Source organism: Mycobacterium bohemicum DSM 44277 (assembly GCF_001053185.1).
GTDB classification, from domain to species: Bacteria; Actinomycetota; Actinomycetes; order Mycobacteriales; family Mycobacteriaceae; genus Mycobacterium; species Mycobacterium bohemicum.
In genome coordinates this window covers 604895-623947 of the sequence record NZ_CSTD01000002.1, presented here as the reverse complement: position 1 = coordinate 623947, position 19053 = coordinate 604895, and the positions used below count along the sequence as shown (strand labels likewise).

The following is a 19053-nucleotide window of genomic DNA, read 5'->3' as shown; positions in this document are numbered from 1 at the left end:
CGCCCCACCATACCGCGGAGTCTCATCTTGCGTTGAGACTAATCTCAACGTAGCGTGAAACTATGCCCACCGCGATCCTCAACGGCCCCCAGACCACCGGACGGCAATACCGCAACCTCAGCGCGCCCACCTACGCAGCGCGCACCGACATCAACACCGCGATCGCCGTGCGCGACGGGACCACCCTGCTGGCCGATGTGCACCGGCCGGACTCCGACGGCCGGTTCCCCGCGCTGCTGGCGGCCTCGCCGTATCCACGGCAGATGCAGGACTTCGGCGCCCCGGCCGGCTTCATCGAGGCCGGCGTGACGGACTTCTGGGTGCCGCGCGGCTATGCGCACGTGATCGCCAACCTGCGCGGCACCTGCGGATCGGGCGGCACCTTCGGCTTCTTCGACGCCCAGGAGCGCCGCGACATGTACGACCTGGTCGAGTGGGTCGCGGCGCAGCCCTGGTGCGACGGGAACGTCGGCATGATCGGTATCAGCTACTTCGCGATGACCCAACTCGAGGCCGCCGTCGAGCGGCCTCCGCACCTCAAGGCCATCTTTCCGCTGGCCGTGACGGCCGACCTGTACGAGGGCGCGAACCACCACGGACTGCTCAGTTCGTCCTTTGTCACGCCATTCCTGGCCATGATGGGCCTGACCTCCGAGCGCAGCGACGAACTCTGGCGGAGCAATCTCGTCGGCCTGGCGCGCCGCGTGCTGAAAACCCCACGGCTGCACCGGAAATTCGCAACCCTGAACGGCGAGGCGGCGATGACGATGCTGCGTCAGCTGCTGCGGCTGCCGCACGATCCGCATCCGTGGGACGATTTGTGGCTCGAGGCCGCGGTCAAACACCCGGCACGCGACGAGTGGTGGGAGGAGCGAAACCTGCTGCCGCTGCTCGAGAACATCGACATTCCGGTGTATCTCGGCTGCGACTGGGAGAACGTGCCGCTGCACCTGCCGTCGACGTTCGCCGCGTGGAAAGCGTTGCCGCACAAGGCGTGTGTCCGCATGGGCATGCTGGGTCGATTCGGTTTGACCTGGCCCTGGGAGAGCATGCACACCGAGGCCTTGGCCTGGTATGACCACTGGCTCAAGGGCCGCGACACCGGAATCACCGAGGGGCCACCGATCCGGTACTTCCTGCCCGGCGCCGATGAGTGGCGCACGGCCGACGCGTGGCCACCGTCGCAAACCCCGCATCGCGAATTCGCCCTGCGCGCCGATGGAAGGCTGGACGCCGACGAAGGCGAGCCCGGCAACCGCGCGTTCATGGTGCTCGGCCCCGGGCTGGGCCGCGTCAAGGCCAGCGACATCGATCCACCGAAGACGCTCCGTTGGAGCACCGCGCCGCTGAGCGAGGACGTCGACGTGATCGGCGACGTCGAGCTGCGGCTGGTGGCCGCGGCGACGGCCATCGACACCGCGTGGATGGTGACGCTGCAGGACGAGGCTCCCGACGGCGAGACCACCGACGTGACCGCCGGCTGGTTGCGTGCCAGCATGCGCGAGGTCGACGAGGCCGCGAGCCGGCCCGGCGCTCCGGCGCTGCCGTGCCGCAACCCGCGGGGAGTGCCGGTGAGTGAGGACGTGACGTACCGAATTCCGTTGGTGCCCAACGCGCGACGGTTCAAAGCGGGCCACCGGATCCGGCTGGTGCTCACCGGCGACGATCAGGACCCCGCCACCCCGGCGATCATGAACTTCCGCCACGCCGGCGTCGGGACGTCGAGCCTGAACACGGTGCGCTCGTCGTCGCGGCTGCTGCTGCCGGTCCTCGACCGGCCGCCCCTCGATTAAAGGGCGAGGGCGCGGCCCAGCACGGCGACGGCCTCGGCTTGCTCGCGCTGGGAGATGGCCGCGTGCGGGACGAGGGCCGAACCGTGGAAAGTGCCGGGGAACAAGTGCAGTTCGACGGTCACGCCGGCCGCCAGCATGGCCAGGGCGTAAGCGATGCCCTCGTCGCGCAGCGGGTCGAACTGCATGACCGAGACGTACGCCGGCGGCAGACCGGCCAGATCGGTCGCGCGCGCGGGCGCGGCATAGCTGGACACGTCGTCGGTGCCGGCGCGGCCCGGACCCAGGTAGTGGTCCCAGCTGGCGACCGCATTGGGACGATTCCACAACGGAGTGTCGGTGAAGGCGGTCATGCTGGCCGTGGTGAGGCGGTCGTCGAGCTCGGGCACCGACAGGAACTGAAAGGCGATTCGGGGACCGTTGCGGTCGCGGGCAAGCAGCGCCAAGGCCGCGCACAACCCGCCTCCGGCACTGACCCCGTAGATGGCGATGCGCCCGGCGTCGACGCCGAGCTCGTCCGCGTGCTGGGCGGTCCATACGAGTCCGGCATAGACGTCCTCCAGCGGCCCGGGAAACGGTGTCTCCGGAGCGAGCCGGTAATCGACGGCGACGACGACGATGCCCAGTTCGCGCGCCAGCCGGATATTCGAGGCATGTTCGGTCTCGATGTCACCTGCGATGAACCCGCCACCGTGGACGCTGTAGACGGCGGCCGGTGCACGACGCTCGTCGGGGCGGTAAACGCGGATGGGAACGTCGGGGTCGCCGGGGCGACCCGGAATTACGCGGTCCTCGTGCTGCACGCCCGTGGCGTCCGGCGCGGGCAATTGGGCGATCATCTCCGACAGAGCCGCGCGGGCGGCCGCGGGATCGGAACCGTCCAGGGTCGGCAGCAGGGGCACCACTTCCGCCAATTCCGGGTCGAAAGCGTATGCCATCCTCGTCTCCTTATTCGGTCGTCTTCTCCGGCTTGAGTTTTCATTTGCCCGGCGCAACACGTCCGCCCGGAAATCGTCACTGAAGAAAGCGTGGCCATATCCATTACGACAGTTGTGAGCGATGTTAGCGCCGGCCGCTCGCAGGCAGCATCGCACGTCGGGCGTGGCGCCGACCGACCACCGCCGTTTGCGGCATGCCGTTGTCGTTGCCGTGGTAAGGATGGCCCATGTCGTACTTGCTGGCGTGGCCGGACGTCATGTCGACGGCGGCAACCGACGTTGCGACGATCGGGACGACGCTCAGCGACGCCGCCGCCGGCGCGGCGGGCGGGACGACGGGCATGGCGGCAGCCGCGGCGGACGAGGTGTCGGCGGCGATCGCGACGGTCTTCAACGCCTACGGCCAGGATTGGCAGGCGCTCCTCGGCCGGATGGCGGCGCTCCACGGAGCGTTGGCGCAGGCGCTGGCCGGAGCGGGCAACGCCTATGCCGACGCCGAGGCCGCCGGCCAGCAGGCGCTCAGCGCGGCCGGGGGATCGACCGTCAACGCGCCGACGGCCGCCTCCTACGTCACGTTCGTCATGGACGGCAGCGGAACGCCGATACCCCCGGCATCCTTTGTGGCCAACGTCGTCAGCAAGTACCTGCTGCCCCACTTCCCCGCCGGCCTCGTTCAGGCCCTCGCGATGCCGGCGGGGGAATATCCCGACAGCGGCATCAAGGATTTGCAGCAGAACATCTCGATAGCGCGGGGCGTGACGATCCTGAACAACGCGATCCAACAGCAACTGGCCACCGGCAACACCGTCAACGTCCTCGGCTATTCGCAGGGCGCCAACATCGCTTCGCTGGAAATGCAGTTGCTGGATCCGGCCGGCACCCCGAGCCCGCTGCCGATCAACTTTGTGTTGCTTGGTAATTCGATGAACCCCAACGGGGGCTGGGACGCCCGGTTCCCGGGGCTGAGCCTGCCGACGCTGGGCTTCTCGACCCTGGGCCCGGCCCCCAGCAATGACTTCGTCACCAAGGTGTACACCCTCGAATACGACGGATGGGCGGACTTTCCGCAATACCCGATCGACATCTTCGCCGACCTGAACGCCGTCGCCGGCATGGTCACGGTGCACACCGGCTACGAAACCCTGGCGCCCACGCAGATCAATTCGGCGGTGGAGTTGCCGACGCAGGGACCCACGATGACCACCTACTACATGATTCCCACCGAGAACCTGCCCCTGCTGGATCCGGTGCGGCTGATCCCGTTCGTCGGGAACCCGATCGCGGACCTGGTACAGCCTGTCCTGACGCCGCTGGTCAACTGGGGCTACGGGAACCCCGACGTCGGCTGGTCCACCGGCCCGGCCAACGTGACCACCCCGTTCGGATTCCTGCCGCCACTGAGCGACACCGCAGCCCTGGGACCCGCCCTGGCCAACGGAGTCCAACAGGGAATCGTCGCCGCGACCAATGACCTTCTGACCCAAGGGCTTCCGCAGCTGCCGTCGCCGGCGGACCTCTCCGGGGCGCTGGCGTCGCTGTCGTCGGGTCCCGGAGCGCCGCTCCTGCCGGCCGGACCGCCCTCGCTGACCGACCTCATCGCGGGCCTGCAGACGGCCAACACCCAGATCGTCGGCGGCGCGACGACCGCGTTCTCGACGGGCTACTCGACCCTGCTCCCGACGGCCGACATCACGACCGCCGTCGTCGTCTCCCTGCCGTCGTACGACGTGAACCTGTTCCTGAACGGAATCACGGAGATGGTCAACGGCCACCCCGTGGCGGGGCTGATGGACGCCTTTGGCTACCCGATCGCCGCCGACGCAGGATTGCTGCCCCTCACGGCCGGGTTGGAGGTCACGGTCCTTGGGGAGGCCGCGTATTCCATCGTCACCGGCACCCCGTACGGAAGTTTCTGACGCGGTCGTTTCATTTCGGCGGCAAGAGTTTTCGCGGCGAACGACTGCTAACGTAGCCGGCTATGGGTTTCCTGGACGGACGCGTCGCGTTGATCACCGGTGCTGCTCGAGGGCAAGGCCGCGCCCACGCGCTGGCATTGGCGGCCGAGGGGGCGGACATCGTCGCCGCCGACGCGCCCGGTCCGATGAAGGACCTCACGTATCCGCTGGGCACCGAAGGCGATCTGCGGGACACCGCCGCACTCGTCGAACAGCTGGGCCGGCGGTGCGTGCCGATCGCGGTCGACGTGCGGGACGCGGCGCAGGTCGACGCCGCCGTCGCGCAGACCGTCGAGGACCTCGGCAGCCTCGACGTCGTGGTGGCCAACGCGGGCGTCGTGAGCACCGGGCCCTTGGACGAGGTCAGCGATCACGTCTGGCAGCAGCTGATCGACACCAACTTGACGGGGGTGTTCCACACGCTGCGCGCGACCATCCCGGTCATGCGCCGGCAGCGCTTCGGCCGCATCGTCGTGACGTCCTCGATGGGCGGGCGGATGGGCATCCCGGAGCTGGGGGCCTACAACGCCACCAAGTGGGGCGTCATCGGGCTGGCCAAATCGGCCGCCCTCGAGGTCGCCAAGGACGGCATCACGATCAACGTGATCTGCCCGACCACGACCCAGACGCCGATGGTGCAGCCCGCGGGCGGCGGGGACGTTCCCGACGAGCTGGTGCGCCGCATGATGAGAGCCAACCCGATACCAAAACCATGGATCCAGCCCGAAGACGTCAGCCGCGGGGTGCTCTATCTGGTCGGCGACCCCGGGGTCATCACCGGCAGCGTGCTCGAGATCGGCCTCGGCGGCAGCGCCCGCATCCACTGAAACCCAGCGGCCGTCACGACGGAATATCCGCGTAGCGCGGGCAGTACGCACGTTCGGCCACCGCCACGAAGTACCCGGAATGCTCGGCGTCCAGGCCGCTGCTGTTCATCACGTCGGTCGCGATCTCGTCCTGCGATTTGCCCATATCAAGCTGATGGCAGACCAAACGACCGGCCGCGATCGCGGCTTGAACCGACTCGTGGTCGATGCCATCCGCCTTCAGCGCCGCGATGAACGCGTCGTCGTTTGCGTCGGCGCGGGCGGGCTGAGCCGCTCCCGGCACGCCGATCAACGCAACCGCAGCTAGGAGAATGGCACCCAACAACTTTCGCGTCACTCTGAATCCGCCCCACCCGGACTCGCGCCTTCTACCACCACAAATCTCCCCGTCCGAAATCCGCCGCACCCCTGCCGCGCTGCACCAAGCCGAGGGCCAAGCCACTGACACAAGCGAATCAGCGGTGCCGGGCAGCGGCTAGGGCCGCAATACCTTCCCGCGCTGGGCAGTAAGGCCCCTCCGTTCCGGCCGGCCCCGGCGCTCACAGCGCGGCCACGGCGACGCCGAACACTATGGCCGACAGGGCCGTGCCGGCAAGAAATCCCAGCCCGAATCGGCGACCGCCGGCGAGGAAGGCCAGCACTACCTTGACGATCAGGTTGGAGCCCAGCGCGGCGCCGACCGCGATCAGGGCGGTGTCCACCGTGATGTCGCCCTTGGCTGCCAGCGTGGCGGCGGCAACCGCACCCGCGTGGGCGTCGGCAAGACCCGCGGCGAACGTGGCCAGCACCACCCCGTTGGGCCCCAGCACGTCGGCGCCCCAACGCCCGACAAGCAGGGCGAAGGTCAGCACCGCGGCAAGGATCAGGGCGGGCCGCAGGGCAAAGGGACGGCTTGCCTTCGTCGTCTCGAAGTCTTCCCCGTCCGCGACCTTTTGCTGCCGAGTTCGCGCACCACCCCGATAGACGAAAGCGGCGGTACCCACCAGCACGACCGCTGCGGCGACCACCGGGGGCCACAACCGCCGCAGCACGTCGACGTCTACGAACCCGATCACCACGAGGAGTTGAACGAAGGTGGCGAGACTCGCCAGGAGTGCGCTTGCCAACGGCGCGCGCATGCTCGTGGCCGTCCGGCTGAACCGGCCCATCGACGCCGTCGTCGCGGTCGCAGAAACGAAACCACCGGCCAAACCGGTGACGAGGATGCCGCGTTCGGGTCCGAGGGCCCGAACACCGATGTGGCCGACCCACCCGATCCCGGTCAGCAGCACCACCAGGAGCCACACCTTCGCCGGATTGAGCACACCGTAAGGTCCGAGCGGCCGATCCGGCAGCAGCGGAAGGATCACAAACGCCACCACAAAGAACTTGATGGCGTCCTCTAGTTCGACCTCGGTGATGATGTCGCGGGCGAAGCGATGGATCCGGCCCTTCGACAACAGCAGGCCCGCGACGACCACGGCGACGGCCACGGCCACCGCGGGGCGCGTGTAGGCGAGGGCGCCGAGCAGATAGGCGACGAGCGCGGCGAGCACGGTGGTGGTTCCGGGATCCGCTTCGCTGGTACGAAAGTAGGCGAGCGCCAACAGGCCCGCGACGCCGACGAGGCCGAAGAGCACTGCCCACACGTTGAGGCTCGCGGCGATGGCGCCGACCAGCGATAGGAGCGCGAACGAGCGCGACCCGGCGGGAAGCTTGCGGCTATGACTGCGCTCGCGCTCCAAGCCGATGAGCAATCCGATCGCCAGCGCCACGAGGAACGGCTGGATTTGGTGCCAAGTCACGATGACTCCCCTACCCGGGCAGGCAACAGCACAATGGTGCGTCGTGGAAGTCGAGGTTGACATAGCCCCGAGGCGCGAGACGGCCGGCCCGATCGGAGCGCATAGCGAACAAACTAGCTTCCACTCAGCCCTCAGTCCGGGTAGACCCGGCGGCGGACTCGGCGAAGCGGACGACGACGTACTGGCTTTCGTTGCCGTTGCCGCGCCGGAGCGCCACGCCTGGGCATAGAAGCCAAAGAGCCCTCGGGTGCCGCGATTCACTCGGCGAGCGGTGCTCGCCGCGCTCGGCGCCGGCGCGGTCCTGGGCATCGGGTATGCGCTCAGCTGAGTCGCGGGATCACCGGTCGTGCGCATCCGCCTGACCGGCGGCGGCAGGATGGGCACCTCAGCCGCCGACATACGCCTCTACATGGACATGTTTTGTCGACACGGCGAGATCACACGCACGGTCGAGGACATCCCCGGCGGAGTGCGCACCACCACCGAGTCGAACGCTCCTGCTCTTGCCGCGAAACTGGGCGAGCACGTGTCCAGCGTGTACTCCCATGTCGACCAGGGCTCCGAAGTCATCGATGTGCGCCCAAGCCTGGCCTGGTGTTGCGCCGCGATTCTTGTTCTCCGCATTCATCATTCGAACGCGTAACCCTGGCGGCATGGAAGCGCCAAAAGGTGATGTCGAGCGAAGTATCCGAGCCCACCAGGTGGGCTGACGTTGGTGGCCAGGGGCGGGATCGAACCGCCGACCTTCCGCTTTTCAGGCGGACGCTCGTACCGACTGAGCTACCTGGCCGGAAGGCAGCGAGTGCCTCGCCGTGCTGGCGACCCTGACGGGACTCGAACCCGCGACCTCCGCCGTGACAGGGCGGCGCGCTAACCGACTGCGCCACAGGGCCTTGCTGCTACTCCGCGTCGCCGCGTCGCGCGTACCCCCTACGGGATTCGAACCCGCGCTACCGCCTTGAAAGGGCGGCGTCCTAGGCCGCTAGACGAAGGGGGCCAGAACCGAATCTCTCCGGGGTACTCGCAACATGGTTACGTTGGGAGCCAAGCCAGCTTAGGTCACCACGGGCCGAATCCTCAAACGAGTGCCATCCGGCACCCAGTATCCTGAGTCTTCGCCCGCCCCTATAGCTCAGTTGGTAGAGCTACGGACTTTTAATCCGCAGGTCCTAGGTTCGAGTCCTAGTGGGGGCACCGAAACCGGGATGACGTCGGTCGACGCTCGACGGCCGCCCGATCCGACACTTCCCCCACCGGCGCCCAGGCCGACGGGCGCGACGGGTGGCGGCGCAGGGAGTGCCGCGGTTTGGCCGCCAAACGGCTTGGCTATGCTTCCCAAGATGAGTGTCGATGCGGCCTACCCTAAGGCGCCCGTAGCCCTGGTAACGATGGAAATCCGCCACCCAGCAACGGATTCCCTCACCGAGACGTCGAGCGCGGAGCTCAGACGCCTGCTCACCGACCATCTCCCGATCGAACGGCAGGCCCAGGACGTGGCCTGGGGGATGGGTGCCGGCGGAAGTCCGGCGCCGACCGCCGAGCGGTTCGTCCGCTATGTCAACCGGGACAACACGCTCGCCGCCTCGATGAAAAATCAGGCGATCACCATCGAGACCACCGCCTACACCAACTTCGAGGCGCTGCTCGAGATCGTGATGCGCGTCATAGACGCCCGCTCCCAGGTGTCGGAGATCGTCGGGGTGGAACGGCTCGGCCTGCGGTACGTGCTGGAGGTGCACGTCCCCGTGGGGGTGAACGGACGCGTCGAGTGGGCCAACTGGATCGCCGAACCGCTGCTCGGTCCGCAGCAGATGGCGCCGGCCGGACTCACACTGACCGAATGGCAGGGCGCCGCGGTGTACCGCGAAGCGCAGCCCGGCAAGTCGATGATCGTGCGCTACGGCCCCGGCATGGGCCAGGCGCTCGACGCGAGCTACCACCTGCGCCGCACCATGCCGGTCGAGCAGGGACCATTCTTCCTCTTGGACATCGACAGCTTCTGGACGCCGCTCGGGGCGATCCCCGAATTCGACCGCAACGAGGTGCTGGTGACGTTCCAGGATCTGTATGAGCCGGCACGGACGGTCTTCCAGGAGATGCTCACCCCCCGGCTGAAGGACGACCTCCTCAGTCGCTGAGCGGCCGAGGAGGGCAGCCCGGCTTGCCCCGGAACACCGCGCTGGTATAGGTCACGTCGGCGAACGCCGCCGCGACGTCGTCGTCGGGATAGGCGAAGCCGTTGGCGGCGTGCAGCTCCGCGACCGTATGCGACGAGGTCTGCCAGCCCTTCTGGTTCAGGTGGTCGACGACGTGGCTGCGGCGCCCGTGGTAGACGAGGTCGTTGAAGTCGATCTCGAAGCCGAACTCGCTCATCCGGTCGTGGTGTGCGCGCCACCGCTCGTCGGTGAAGACGGCGGTGTCAGGCACGAACTCGAAGGCCAGGCGGCTTTCCGGGGCGCTGAGCGCGGTGATGTTGTCGAACAGCGCATCCTGGGCCGCGTCGGGCAGATAGACGAGCAAACCCTCCGCACTCCACGCCGACGGCTTGTCGGCATCGAAGCCGGCGGACCGCAGCGCCGTCGCCCAGTCGTCGCGCAGGTCGACGGCCACGGCGCGCCGCTCGGCCGTCGGCTCCGCCCCGAGGTCGTCGAGGGTCAGCGTCTTGAATTCGATGACCTGCGGCATGTCCACCTCGTAGACGACGGTGCCCGCCGGCCACGGCAGGCGGTAGGCCCGCGCGTCGAGCCCCGACGCGAGGATGACCGCCTGGTCGATGCCGGCCCGCGTCGCGCCGAGGAAGAATTGGTCGTAGAACCGGGTGCGGCAGGCCATCCCGCGGGCCATCCGTGCCGGATCGAACTCGGAGTCCCCGCCCGCCGGGATTTCGCCGTTGACCAACCGGACATACACGTCGATCCCGACGGCGCGCACCAACGGCGCGGCGTAGGGGTCGTCGATGAGCTTGGCGTCGGAGGACAGCGCCCGCTGAGCGGCGACCATCGTCGCCGTCGCCCCGACGCTCGTCGCGAGATCCCAGCGATCACGATCCGTGCGCGCCATGAGCAACCTCCCGCCGCCGAGAAATATAGACAGGCTAGTTAAACACAGGGGAGCGGCCGCGGGCCGTCCGGACGGCCGTGACGCCGGCGGGGTCCCCGGGTAATATCTGCGTATGCATGCAGATAACGGCCCAGCCCGGCTTCCCGATGACCAGGCCGGCCTGGTCGTGGAGGTTTTCCGCATGCTGGCCGATGCCACCCGGGTGCAGGTGCTGTGGTCGCTGACCACCGGGGAGATGTCGGTCAACGAGCTTGCCGAGCACATCGGCAAGCCGGCGCCGTCGGTTTCCCAGCATCTGGCGAAGCTGCGCATGGCGCGTCTGGTGCGGACGCGCCGCGACGGCACGACGATCTTCTACAGCCTCGAGAACGACCACGTGCGCCAGCTCGTCATCGATGCGGTCTGCAACGCCGAGCACGCCGGCCCGGGGGTTCCGCGGCACCACCGCGGCGACGGCGAACTGAAGGCCCTCACCGACGCGCCGGGGGCGGCCCAACGACGGCGCAGGGGCGCTATGTGACCGAAACTGTTGCAAGACAAAGCATTTCATCATAAGGAGGATACCTGTGTCCGAACACGCCCACGACGCTCCGCATGCACACGAACACCAGCACGGGCAAGAGGCCCACGTTCATGCGCACACCGCCCACGAGCACCCTCACGTCACACACGAGCACCCGCACGACCACGACGACGGATCGCAGCACAGCCATCCGCACGTGCATCAGGAGGGACTCGAGGGCGTTCACGTTCACGCGCACGGCTGACCGCCGGCGCGGCGGGAGGCCTCAGGAAACTTTGGGGCAGTAGTGCTTTGGATTATCCCGCTCGTCCACCGGCGGTAGATTGCGTGCGGGCGTCTGCACCAGCGGGGAATCGGCCGGGATGCGCCCGGCGGCGCGGTCGAAACCGGCGCGGGCCCGCGGGTGCTTACGCATTCTGTTGGGCACGAAGGCGAACACCAGACGAACCACGTCCCCCAGGCGGCGGTGCAGCCACTCGTCGCGCCGCGACCACGTGTAGCCCATGAGCTCGCGAACGGGCGGATCGTAGAGCCCGACGGTAAACCAGACGAAGAGCGGCGCGACCAGCCTGCGTTGCGCGGCCCACAGCCAATCCGGAAGCCATTGCGCGAAAGGCGGTTTCGGCAGCTCGGTGAGATCCAGCACGGCGCGCGCGGCGAAATTGTTCTCCAGCACCTCGCGGCACATGTGCTCCCAATAGGCCTGGAAGTCCTCCCAGGATGCCGGGACCGGGCGCATGCTCACGCCGTACATGCGATACCACTCGACGTGCTCGTCGAACAGTTGCCGCTTCTGGGCTTCGGTCAAGCCGCCGCAGAACCGCTCGGCGACGATGATGGTGCCGACGAAGAAGGTCGCGTGCGCCCAATAGAAGACGTCGGGGTTCAATGCGTGGTATCGGCGGCCCTGCTCGTCGACGCCCTTGATGTCCGCGTGGTATTCGCGCACCTCCGCGCCGGTCACCGGGGCGCGGTCGCCGTCGAAGACCACGCCGCCGATCGGATACAGCGAGCGCAGCAGGCGCTGCCAGCGCTCGATGAAGAACGTCGAGTGATCGATGACCGCCGCGCCCAACTGGGGGTGCATGTTCTGCATGGAGCCGGCCCACGGCCCCTGCAGCAGGCCGCGCCAATCCCCGAAGTACCGCCAGGTCAGCGAGTCCGGTCCGAGCGGGATCGGCGGTGCCTCGTAGCCCAGCGGGGACACGGGACAGCCGCCGGACACGGCGCCGTCCGGGGCGTCGGCGCTTGCGTCGTTGGTCTGCGGGCAGGCGGCGGACGTATCTTGAGTCACTGTTGGAGTCCTGTTTATATCGACAGTCTGACTACATGCGTTGTCAAAATCGAGCTTAGGAGCGATGTGCCAACCGGTCAACGACGCAGCCGTTGGACCGGCGTACCGCGGGAGAGCCGCGTGGCCCTGCGCCGCGACGATCTCATCGCCGCCGGGGTGCAGCTGCTGGGCGGCGACCGGGGGCCGGCGCTGACCGTCCGCGCGGCGTGCCGCGAGGCGGCGCTGACCGAACGCTATTTCTACGAAAGCTTCTCCGACCGTGACGACTTCGTGCGCGCGGTCTACGACGACGTGTGCGCACGCGCGATGACCACGCTGACCTCCGCCAAGACCCCGCGGGAAGCCGTCGAACGATTCGTCGAGCTGATGGTCGACGACCCGGTGCGCGGCCGCGTCCTGCTGCTGGCGCCCACGGTGGAACCGGTGCTGACCCGATCGGGCGCCGAGTGGATGCCCAATTTCATCGACCTGCTGCAGCGCAAGCTGTCCCGCATCGGCGATCCGGCGCTGCAGAAGATGATCGCCACCAGCCTGGTCGGGGGCCTGTCGAGCCTGTTCACCGCCTATCTCAACGGGACCCTGGACGCGACGCGCGAGCAGTTCATCGACTACTGCGTCGCGATGCTGTTCGCCACGGCGGCGCCCTACGTTCCCTCGGTCGAGTCGGGCAAGACCGAATAACCGGGTTTCGTCGCCGGGCCCCGCGGCAAGCCGTATTGCAACGCCCCCGCAAACGAACGACTCGATACCAAATCGCGTCCTGCCACGCGGGGACGGAACTTGATGCTACTGGCGGACACAGATATTGTGAGTGCAACCCACAGACACAGATAACTGGAGGCCTTATGTCAGCGGAGCTGACAAACCTACAGCTCTTGCGAGAACTCGAACCGGTGGTCGAGAAATACCTCAACCGCCACGAGAGCGTTCATAAGGCCTGGAACCCGCACGACTACATTCCGTGGTCCGACGGCAAGAACTTCTACGCGCTCGGCGGCCAGGACTGGCATCCCGAGGAGAGCAAGCTCTCCGACCTCGCCCAGGTGGCGATGGTGCAGAACCTGATGACCGAGGACAACCTGCCCTCGTATCACCGCGAGATCGCGATGAACTTCGGGCTGGACGGCCCCTGGGGCCATTGGGTCAACCGGTGGACCGCCGAGGAAAACCGGCACGGCATCGCGCTGCGCGACTACCTGGTGGTCACTCGCGCCGTCGACCCGTACGAACTGGAGAAGCTGCGCATCGAGGTGGTCAACCGGGGCTTCAGCCCGGGCCAGAACCACCAGGTGCGAGACGACCTGTTCGCCGAGAGCCTGTTCGACTCGGTCATCTACGTGACGTTCCAGGAGCTGGCGACGCGGATTTCGCACCGCAACACCGGTAAGGCCTGCAACGACCCGATCGCCGACCAGCTGCTCGCCAAGATCTCGGCCGACGAGAACCTGCACATGATCTTCTACCGCGACGTCAGCGAGGCCGGCTTCGAGATCTGCCCCAACCAGGCGACCAGGTCGTTGCACAAGATCCTGCGCAACTTCCAGATGCCCGGATTCCAGGTACCGGAGTTCCGCCGCAAGGCTGTGTTCATCGCCGTCGGTGGCGTGTATGACCCCCGCATCCACCTCGAGGAGGTCGTGATGCCGGTGCTCAAGAAGTGGCGCTTCTTCGAGCGCGAGGACATCACCGGCGAGGCCGCCGAGTTGCGCGATGACCTCGCCCTGCTGATCAAGGAACTCGAGGCGTCCTGCGACAAGTTCGAAGTGTCCAAGCAGCGCCAACTCGACCGGGAAGCCCGCACGGGCAAGAAGACCACGGCATTCGAGCTGCACCAGACTGCGGGCAAGCTTGTGATGAGCCGCCGGTAGCCGCGTTGCGCATCGGTCCGATCACGCTGGCCAGCCCCGTGGTGCTGGCCCCCATGGCGGGCGTCACCAACGTCGCATTCCGCACCCTGTGCCGTGAGCTGGAGCAGTCGAAGGTCGGCACGGTCAGCGGCCTGTACGTCTGCGAGATGGTGACGGCGCGCGCGCTCGTCGAGCGGCACCCCGTCACGATGCACATGACGACCTTCTCGGCGGACGAGTCGCCGCGTTCGCTGCAGCTCTACACCGTCGACCCGGCAACCACTTACGCCGCCGCGCGGATGATCGCCGAGGAGAACCTCGCCGATCACATCGACATGAACTTCGGCTGCCCGGTGCCCAAGGTCACCAGGCGGGGCGGCGGGGCGGCGCTGCCGTACAAGCGGCGGCTGTTCGGCCAGATCGTCGCCGCGGCCGTGCGGGCCACCGAAGGTACCGACATCCCGGTCACCGTCAAGTTCCGCGTCGGCATCGACGACAAGCACCCCACGCACCTGGATGCGGGCCGCATCGCCGAGTCCGAGGGCGCCGCCGCGGTCGCCCTGCACGCCCGCACGGCGGCGCAGCGCTACTCCGGCACCGCCGACTGGGAACGGATCGCCGAGCTCAAGCAGCAGGTGCGGACCATTCCGGTGCTGGGCAACGGCGATATCTACGACGCCAGCGACGCGCTGACGATGATGGCCAGCACGGGCTGCGACGGCGTGGTCATCGGCCGGGGGTGCCTGGGCCGGCCCTGGCTCTTCGCCGAGCTGTCGGCCGCGTTCCGGGGGACCCAACCGCCGGCCCCGCCCTCGTTGGGCGAGGTCGCCGACATCATGCGCCGGCACGGCCAGTTGCTGGCCGCGCATTTCGGCGAGGACAAGGGCATGCGCGACATCCGCAAGCACATCGCCTGGTACCTGCACGGTTTCCCCGCCGGATCGCAGCTGCGCCGCGAACTGGCGATGGTCACCACGCTCGCCGAGCTCGACGCCCTGCTCGACCGCTTGGACGGCAGCGTCACCTTCCCGGACGCGGCGACCGGACCACGCGGGCGGCAGGGTTCACCCGCGCGCGTCGCCCTGCCCGACGGCTGGCTGGACGATCCCGACGACTGCACCGTGCCCTCGGGAGCGGACGTCATGCACTCGGGCGGCTGAACCGCAACCTGGTCGAAATCGCGTCGGAGCCGATAACTCAGTACGATGTGGCCTTGCTTGCTTTGCGCTTGGTGGGGTTCGGTTCAGGCGCCACCCGAGCGTGACGATCGCCGTGCTGCCCACGGGTGGCGCGACAGCAGCGCTGTAGTCGGCGCTGCGCGTGAACGGCGCGAGTGGGCGCGGATGTCCGCATCAGAGGGATTGCAGGAAAGTTTTGGAGGCCGGTGAGACATGAGTGACGGCGGGCACGACGCCACTCGTGACCCTCGGCGCCCCGCCGCCCCGGCGCCGATGGGGGGCGCGGCTCCATGGGAGCGGTTCTTAGAGCCGCCGGTCGATGAGCGCTTGCACCGCTGGCAGCCCGCGCCGCCCGTCGAGGGCCCCGCGGCACCCGATGATGCCGACGACGGCGCCAGCGAAGCGGCGGGTTGTCACGCCAGCGGCGCGCTGACCGTGGCGGACCTGATCGCGAAGGTCGGTGCACCGCCGTCCGAGCGGCCGCACCACCACCACGTCGCGCCCGGCGCCGAGGTTCCCGAGCCCGACGAGCAGGACACGCAGGTGATGGACGCCGTGGCCTACTCGCTCGACATCGGGTCGGAGCTTCCGGACCTCGAGGCCGCCCATTACCCGGTCGACGAGGAGCCCGAAGCCGAAGGGTCCGAAACACCGCCCGCACCGGGCCGTCGGAAGCGACTGCGCAAACCAAAACCGTCGCCCCCGACGGCGGCCACCGCCGACGCCCGGCACCGCCGGCGTCCGATGCTGATGGCGGGACGCTCCCTCGCGGCGCTGATCGCCCTGCTGGCGCTGGCAATGACGGGCGGAGCGTGGCAATGGAGCACCTCCAAGAACGCCCGGCTGAACACGATCAGCGCGCTCGATCCGCACTCCGGCGACATCCGCGACCCGAACGGCCAGTACGGCGACGAGGACTTCCTGATCGTCGGCATGGACTCCCGGGCCGGGGAGAACGCCAACATGGGCGCGGGCGACACCGACGACGCCGGCGGCTCGCGCTCGGACACGGTGATGCTGGTGAACATCCCGGCGAACCGCAAACGAGTGGTGGCCGTGTCGTTCCCGCGTGACCTGGCGATCACCCCGATCCAGTGCGAGGCCTGGAACCCCGACACCGGCAAGTACGGGCCCGTCTACGACCAGAAGAAGGGCACGCTCGGCCCGAAGATGGTCTATACGGAGACCAAGCTGAACTCGACCTTCGCGTTCGGCGGCCCGAAGTGTCTGGTGAAGGAGATCCAGAAGCTGTCCGGGCTGAGCATCAACCGATTCATCGCCGCGGACTTCGCGGGGTTCGCCAAGATCGTCGACGCCCTGGGCGGCGTCGAGGTGTGCTCCCGCACCCCCCTGCACGACTACGAACTGGGCACCGTCCTCGAACACGCCGGACGCCAGGTCCTCGACGGTCCCACGGCGCTCAACTACGTGCGGGCCCGCCAGGTCACCACCGAGACCAACGGTGACTACGGCCGGATCAAACGCCAGCAGCTGTTCCTGTCGTCGCTGCTGCGGTCGCTGATCTCCGAAGACACGCTGATGGACCTCAACAAGCTCAACAACGTCGTCAACCTGTTCATCGGCGACACCTACGTCGACAACGTCAAGACCAAGGACCTGGTCCAGCTCGGCCAGTCGCTGCAAGGGATGGCGGCCGGGCACATCACCTTCGTGACCGTGCCGACCGGCGTGACCGACCAGAACGGCGACGAGCCGCCGCGCATGGGCGACATGCGCGCGCTCTTCGACGCCATCATCAACGATGACCCCCTGCCGCAGGAAAACGACCAGAACGCCGAGAATTTGGGCGGCGGATCGAAGGCCAATTCGGATTCGACCAAGGCCCCCACCACGAAGAAGACGCCCGCCCCCGCCCCCGAGGCGCTGCACGAGCAGGTCACCACGACCTCCCCGAGCGACGTGACCGTCCGGGTGTCGAACGCGACGACGCAGAGCGGCCTGGCGACCAGCGCGACGAGCCAGCTCAAGCACAACGGGTTCAACGTGATGACCCCGGACGACTATCCGAGTTCGGTGAACACCACAACGGTGCTCTTCTCCCCGGGCAACGAGCAGGCCGCCGCCACGGTGGCGTCCTCGTTCGCCAACGCCAAAGTGCAGCGCGTCTCCGGTTACGGGCAGGTCGTCCAGGTGGTGCTCGGCCCCGACTTCAACGCGGTGGGGGCTCCCCCGCCCAGCGGCTCGCCGATCAGCATGCAGATCGAACGCGGCTCCGGCAGCGCGCCCCCCAAGTTGCCCGAGGACCTGACGGTCACCAACGCTGCCGACACCAGCTGCGAATAGCGGCCTTTCGCCGCTCCGGCGCCCGTTTTCGCCGGGAAGAACGTAGGCTTGGCGATATGCGGACCGCGTACCACGAGCAGCTCTCGGAGTTGTCTGAGCGGCTCGGCGAGATGTGCGGGCTGGCCGGGATCGCGATGGAGCGGGCAACGCAGGCCCTGCTGCAGGCCGATCTGGTGCTGGCCGAACAGGTGATCTCCGATCACGAGAAGATCGCGCGGCTGAGCGCCCAGGCCGAAGAGAGCGCCTTCGTCCTGCTGGCGCTGCAGGCCCCGGTGGCCGGTGATCTCAGGTCGATCGTGAGCGCCATCCAGATGGTGGCCGACATCGACCGGATGGGCGCGCTGGCCCTACACGTCGCCAAGATCGCGCGTCGGCGGCATCCCCAGCACGCGCTGCCCGAAGAGGTCAACGGATATTTCGCCGAAATGGGTCGTGTCGCAGTCGAATTGGGTAACAGCGCGCAAGAGGTCGTGCTGTCGCGCGACCCGGAGAAGGCCGCCCGGATCCGCGAAGAAGACGACGCCATGGACGATCTGCATCGGCACTTGTTCTCGGTGCTGATGGACCGCGAATGGAAGTACGGGGTGGCGGCCGCGGTCGACGTGACGCTGCTGGGACGTTTCTACGAGCGCTTCGCCGACCACGCCGTGGAGGTGGCGCGGCGCGTCATCTTCCAGGCGACGGGCAGCCTGCCCGACGACGAGAGCCGGCCCACCTGAGCCCCAGCCCCCGGTCCGGGGCCTAGCCGAAGCGACCGGAGATGTAGTCCTCGGTGGCCTTCTGGGACGGGTTGGAGAAGATCTTCTCGGTGTCGTCGACCTCGATGAGCCGGCCGGGCTTCCCGGTGGCCTCGAGGTTGAAAAACGCCGTGTAGTCGCTGACCCGCGCGGCCTGCTGCATGTTGTGGGTCACGATGACGATGGTGTAGTCCTGCTTGAGCTCGCTGATCAGGTCTTCGATGGCCATGGTCGAGATCGGGTCGAGCGCCGAGCAGGGCTCGTCCATGAGCAACACGTCGGGCTGCACGGCGATGGCCCGCGCGATGCATAGGCGCTGCTGCTGGCCGCCCGACAATCCACCCCCGGGCTTGTCCAGCCGGTCCTTGACCTCGTCCCACAGGTTGGCGCCGCGCAAGGCGTACTCGGCCGTCTCGTCGAGCAGCGTGCGGTTGCGCATCCCCTGCAGCTTCAGCCCAGCCACCACGTTGTCACGAATCGACATGGCGGGGAATGGATTCGGCCGCTGAAACACCATGCCGACCGCGCGCCGCACGCCGACCGGGTCGACACCGGGGCCGTAGATGTCTTCGTCGTCCAGCAGCACGCTGCCCTCGACGCGGCCGCCGGGGACCACCTCGTGCATCCGGTTCAGCGTGCGCAGGACGGTCGTCTTGCCGCAGCCCGACGAGCCGATGAACGCGGTCACGCTGCGGGGCAGAATGGACAACGTCACGTCCGCGACGGCCTTGAACGACCCGTAGAAGATGTTGACGTTCTTGAGGTCCAGCCGCTTGGCCACTTGATCGCTCCTGCCTACAAACTTCTCGGTGCCAA

The 19053-nt window shown here is 67.9% G+C and carries 18 protein-coding genes and 4 tRNA genes; 13 read left to right on the top strand and 9 right to left on the bottom strand.

What is annotated here, in order from left to right:
* Positions 1 to 62 precede the first annotated feature (62 nt).
* Complete coding sequence (locus BN971_RS13155) at positions 63 to 1793, top strand: CocE/NonD family hydrolase (protein WP_085182590.1); 1731 nt, start codon at positions 63 to 65, stop codon at positions 1791 to 1793.
* Here the strand turns inward: BN971_RS13155 and BN971_RS13150 are convergent.
* The gene (locus BN971_RS13150) at positions 1790 to 2728 is read right to left on the bottom strand and encodes an alpha/beta hydrolase (protein ID WP_085182591.1); all 939 of its coding nucleotides are present in this window, start codon (positions 2726 to 2728) and stop codon (positions 1790 to 1792) included. The genes BN971_RS13155 and BN971_RS13150 overlap by 4 nt on opposite strands.
* Positions 2729 to 2955: 227 nt before the next feature.
* Here BN971_RS13150 and BN971_RS13145 point away from each other — a divergent pair, with 227 nt between their 5' ends.
* Both BN971_RS13145 and BN971_RS13140 read left to right on the top strand, forming a co-directional pair.
* Positions 2956 to 4644, top strand: coding sequence for a PE family protein (locus tag BN971_RS13145; RefSeq protein ID WP_085182592.1), 1689 nt, complete (start codon positions 2956 to 2958; stop codon positions 4642 to 4644).
* Positions 4645 to 4706: 62 nt separating this feature from the next.
* Positions 4707 to 5510 carry a mycofactocin-coupled SDR family oxidoreductase gene (locus tag BN971_RS13140; RefSeq protein ID WP_085182593.1) on the top strand — a complete coding sequence of 268 codons (804 nt, stop codon included), beginning with the start codon at positions 4707 to 4709 and terminating at the stop codon, positions 5508 to 5510.
* A gap of 13 nt (positions 5511 to 5523) precedes the next feature.
* Here the strand turns inward: BN971_RS13140 and BN971_RS13135 are convergent, their stop codons facing one another.
* Positions 5524 to 5847: a DUF732 domain-containing protein gene (locus tag BN971_RS13135; protein WP_085182594.1), complete on the bottom strand. Its 324-nt coding sequence runs from the start codon at positions 5845 to 5847 to the stop codon at positions 5524 to 5526.
* 202 nt (positions 5848 to 6049) lie between these two features.
* Complete coding sequence (locus BN971_RS13130) at positions 6050 to 7294, bottom strand: MgtC/SapB family protein (protein WP_245836997.1); 1245 nt, start codon at positions 7292 to 7294, stop codon at positions 6050 to 6052.
* 346 nt (positions 7295 to 7640) lie between these two features.
* Here BN971_RS13130 and BN971_RS13125 point away from each other — a divergent pair, with 346 nt between their 5' ends.
* A complete protein-coding gene (locus BN971_RS13125) occupies positions 7641 to 7937 on the top strand; it encodes a hypothetical protein (protein WP_085182596.1) in 297 nt (98 codons plus the stop codon).
* A 70-nt stretch (positions 7938 to 8007) separates the two neighbouring features.
* Here BN971_RS13125 and BN971_RS13120 read toward each other — a convergent pair.
* The 3 genes from BN971_RS13120 to BN971_RS13110 all read right to left on the bottom strand — a co-directional run bounded on the left by BN971_RS13120 (position 8008) and on the right by BN971_RS13110 (position 8291).
* Positions 8008 to 8084 (bottom strand) — tRNA-Phe (locus tag BN971_RS13120).
* 26 nt (positions 8085 to 8110) lie between these two features.
* Positions 8111 to 8187 (bottom strand) — tRNA-Asp (locus tag BN971_RS13115).
* 31 nt (positions 8188 to 8218) lie between these two features.
* Positions 8219 to 8291 (bottom strand) — tRNA-Glu (locus BN971_RS13110).
* Positions 8292 to 8415: 124 nt separating this feature from the next.
* On the opposite strand from BN971_RS13110, the gene BN971_RS13105 reads away from it, so the two are divergent.
* A tRNA-Lys gene (locus BN971_RS13105) sits at positions 8416 to 8488 on the top strand.
* 146 nt (positions 8489 to 8634) lie between these two features.
* Complete coding sequence (locus BN971_RS13100) at positions 8635 to 9432, top strand: TIGR04255 family protein (RefSeq protein ID WP_169718646.1); 798 nt, start codon at positions 8635 to 8637, stop codon at positions 9430 to 9432.
* On the opposite strand, the gene BN971_RS13095 is transcribed toward BN971_RS13100, so the two are convergent.
* On the bottom strand, positions 9422 to 10354 hold the full coding sequence (locus BN971_RS13095; protein WP_085182598.1) for a class I SAM-dependent methyltransferase: 933 nt from the start codon (positions 10352 to 10354) through the stop codon (positions 9422 to 9424). The genes BN971_RS13100 and BN971_RS13095 overlap by 11 nt on opposite strands.
* Before the next feature lie 112 nt (positions 10355 to 10466).
* Between BN971_RS13095 and BN971_RS13090 the strand changes: the two genes are divergently transcribed.
* Together BN971_RS13090 and BN971_RS13085 are read left to right on the top strand one after the other, a co-directional pair.
* The gene (locus tag BN971_RS13090) at positions 10467 to 10874 is read left to right on the top strand and encodes an ArsR/SmtB family transcription factor (protein WP_085182599.1); all 408 of its coding nucleotides are present in this window, start codon (positions 10467 to 10469) and stop codon (positions 10872 to 10874) included.
* Between the two features lie 46 nt (positions 10875 to 10920).
* On the top strand, positions 10921 to 11121 hold the full coding sequence (locus tag BN971_RS13085) for a zinc transporter Slc39a7 (protein WP_085182600.1): 201 nt from the start codon (positions 10921 to 10923) through the stop codon (positions 11119 to 11121).
* Positions 11122 to 11142: 21 nt separating this feature from the next.
* Here the strand turns inward: BN971_RS13085 and BN971_RS13080 are convergent, their stop codons facing one another.
* Entirely contained in the window at positions 11143 to 12171 is a 1029-nt protein-coding gene (locus tag BN971_RS13080) for an oxygenase MpaB family protein (protein WP_085182601.1), read from the bottom strand.
* A gap of 66 nt (positions 12172 to 12237) precedes the next feature.
* On the opposite strand from BN971_RS13080, the gene BN971_RS13075 reads away from it, so the two are divergent.
* From BN971_RS13075 to phoU, 5 genes are all read left to right on the top strand, one after another.
* A complete protein-coding gene (locus BN971_RS13075; RefSeq protein WP_085182602.1) occupies positions 12238 to 12852 on the top strand; it encodes a TetR/AcrR family transcriptional regulator in 615 nt (204 codons plus the stop codon).
* Positions 12853 to 13016: 164 nt separating this feature from the next.
* Positions 13017 to 14039 (top strand): acyl-ACP desaturase, encoded by a 1023-nt coding sequence (locus BN971_RS13070; RefSeq protein ID WP_085182603.1) that lies wholly within the window; start codon positions 13017 to 13019, stop codon positions 14037 to 14039.
* Positions 14040 to 14044: 5 nt separating this feature from the next.
* Positions 14045 to 15178, top strand: coding sequence for a tRNA dihydrouridine synthase DusB (gene dusB / locus BN971_RS13065; protein ID WP_085182604.1), 1134 nt, complete (start codon positions 14045 to 14047; stop codon positions 15176 to 15178).
* A 231-nt stretch (positions 15179 to 15409) separates the two neighbouring features.
* A complete protein-coding gene (locus BN971_RS13060; protein ID WP_085182605.1) occupies positions 15410 to 17500 on the top strand; it encodes an LCP family protein in 2091 nt (696 codons plus the stop codon).
* 56 nt (positions 17501 to 17556) lie between these two features.
* Positions 17557 to 18219 carry a phosphate signaling complex protein PhoU gene (phoU, locus tag BN971_RS13055; RefSeq protein ID WP_085182606.1) on the top strand — a complete coding sequence of 221 codons (663 nt, stop codon included), beginning with the start codon at positions 17557 to 17559 and terminating at the stop codon, positions 18217 to 18219.
* Positions 18220 to 18241: 22 nt separating this feature from the next.
* Here the strand turns inward: phoU and pstB are convergent, their stop codons facing one another.
* Positions 18242 to 19018, bottom strand: coding sequence for a phosphate ABC transporter ATP-binding protein PstB (gene pstB / locus BN971_RS13050; RefSeq protein WP_085182607.1), 777 nt, complete (start codon positions 19016 to 19018; stop codon positions 18242 to 18244).
* Between the last annotated feature and the right edge of the window lie 35 nt (positions 19019 to 19053).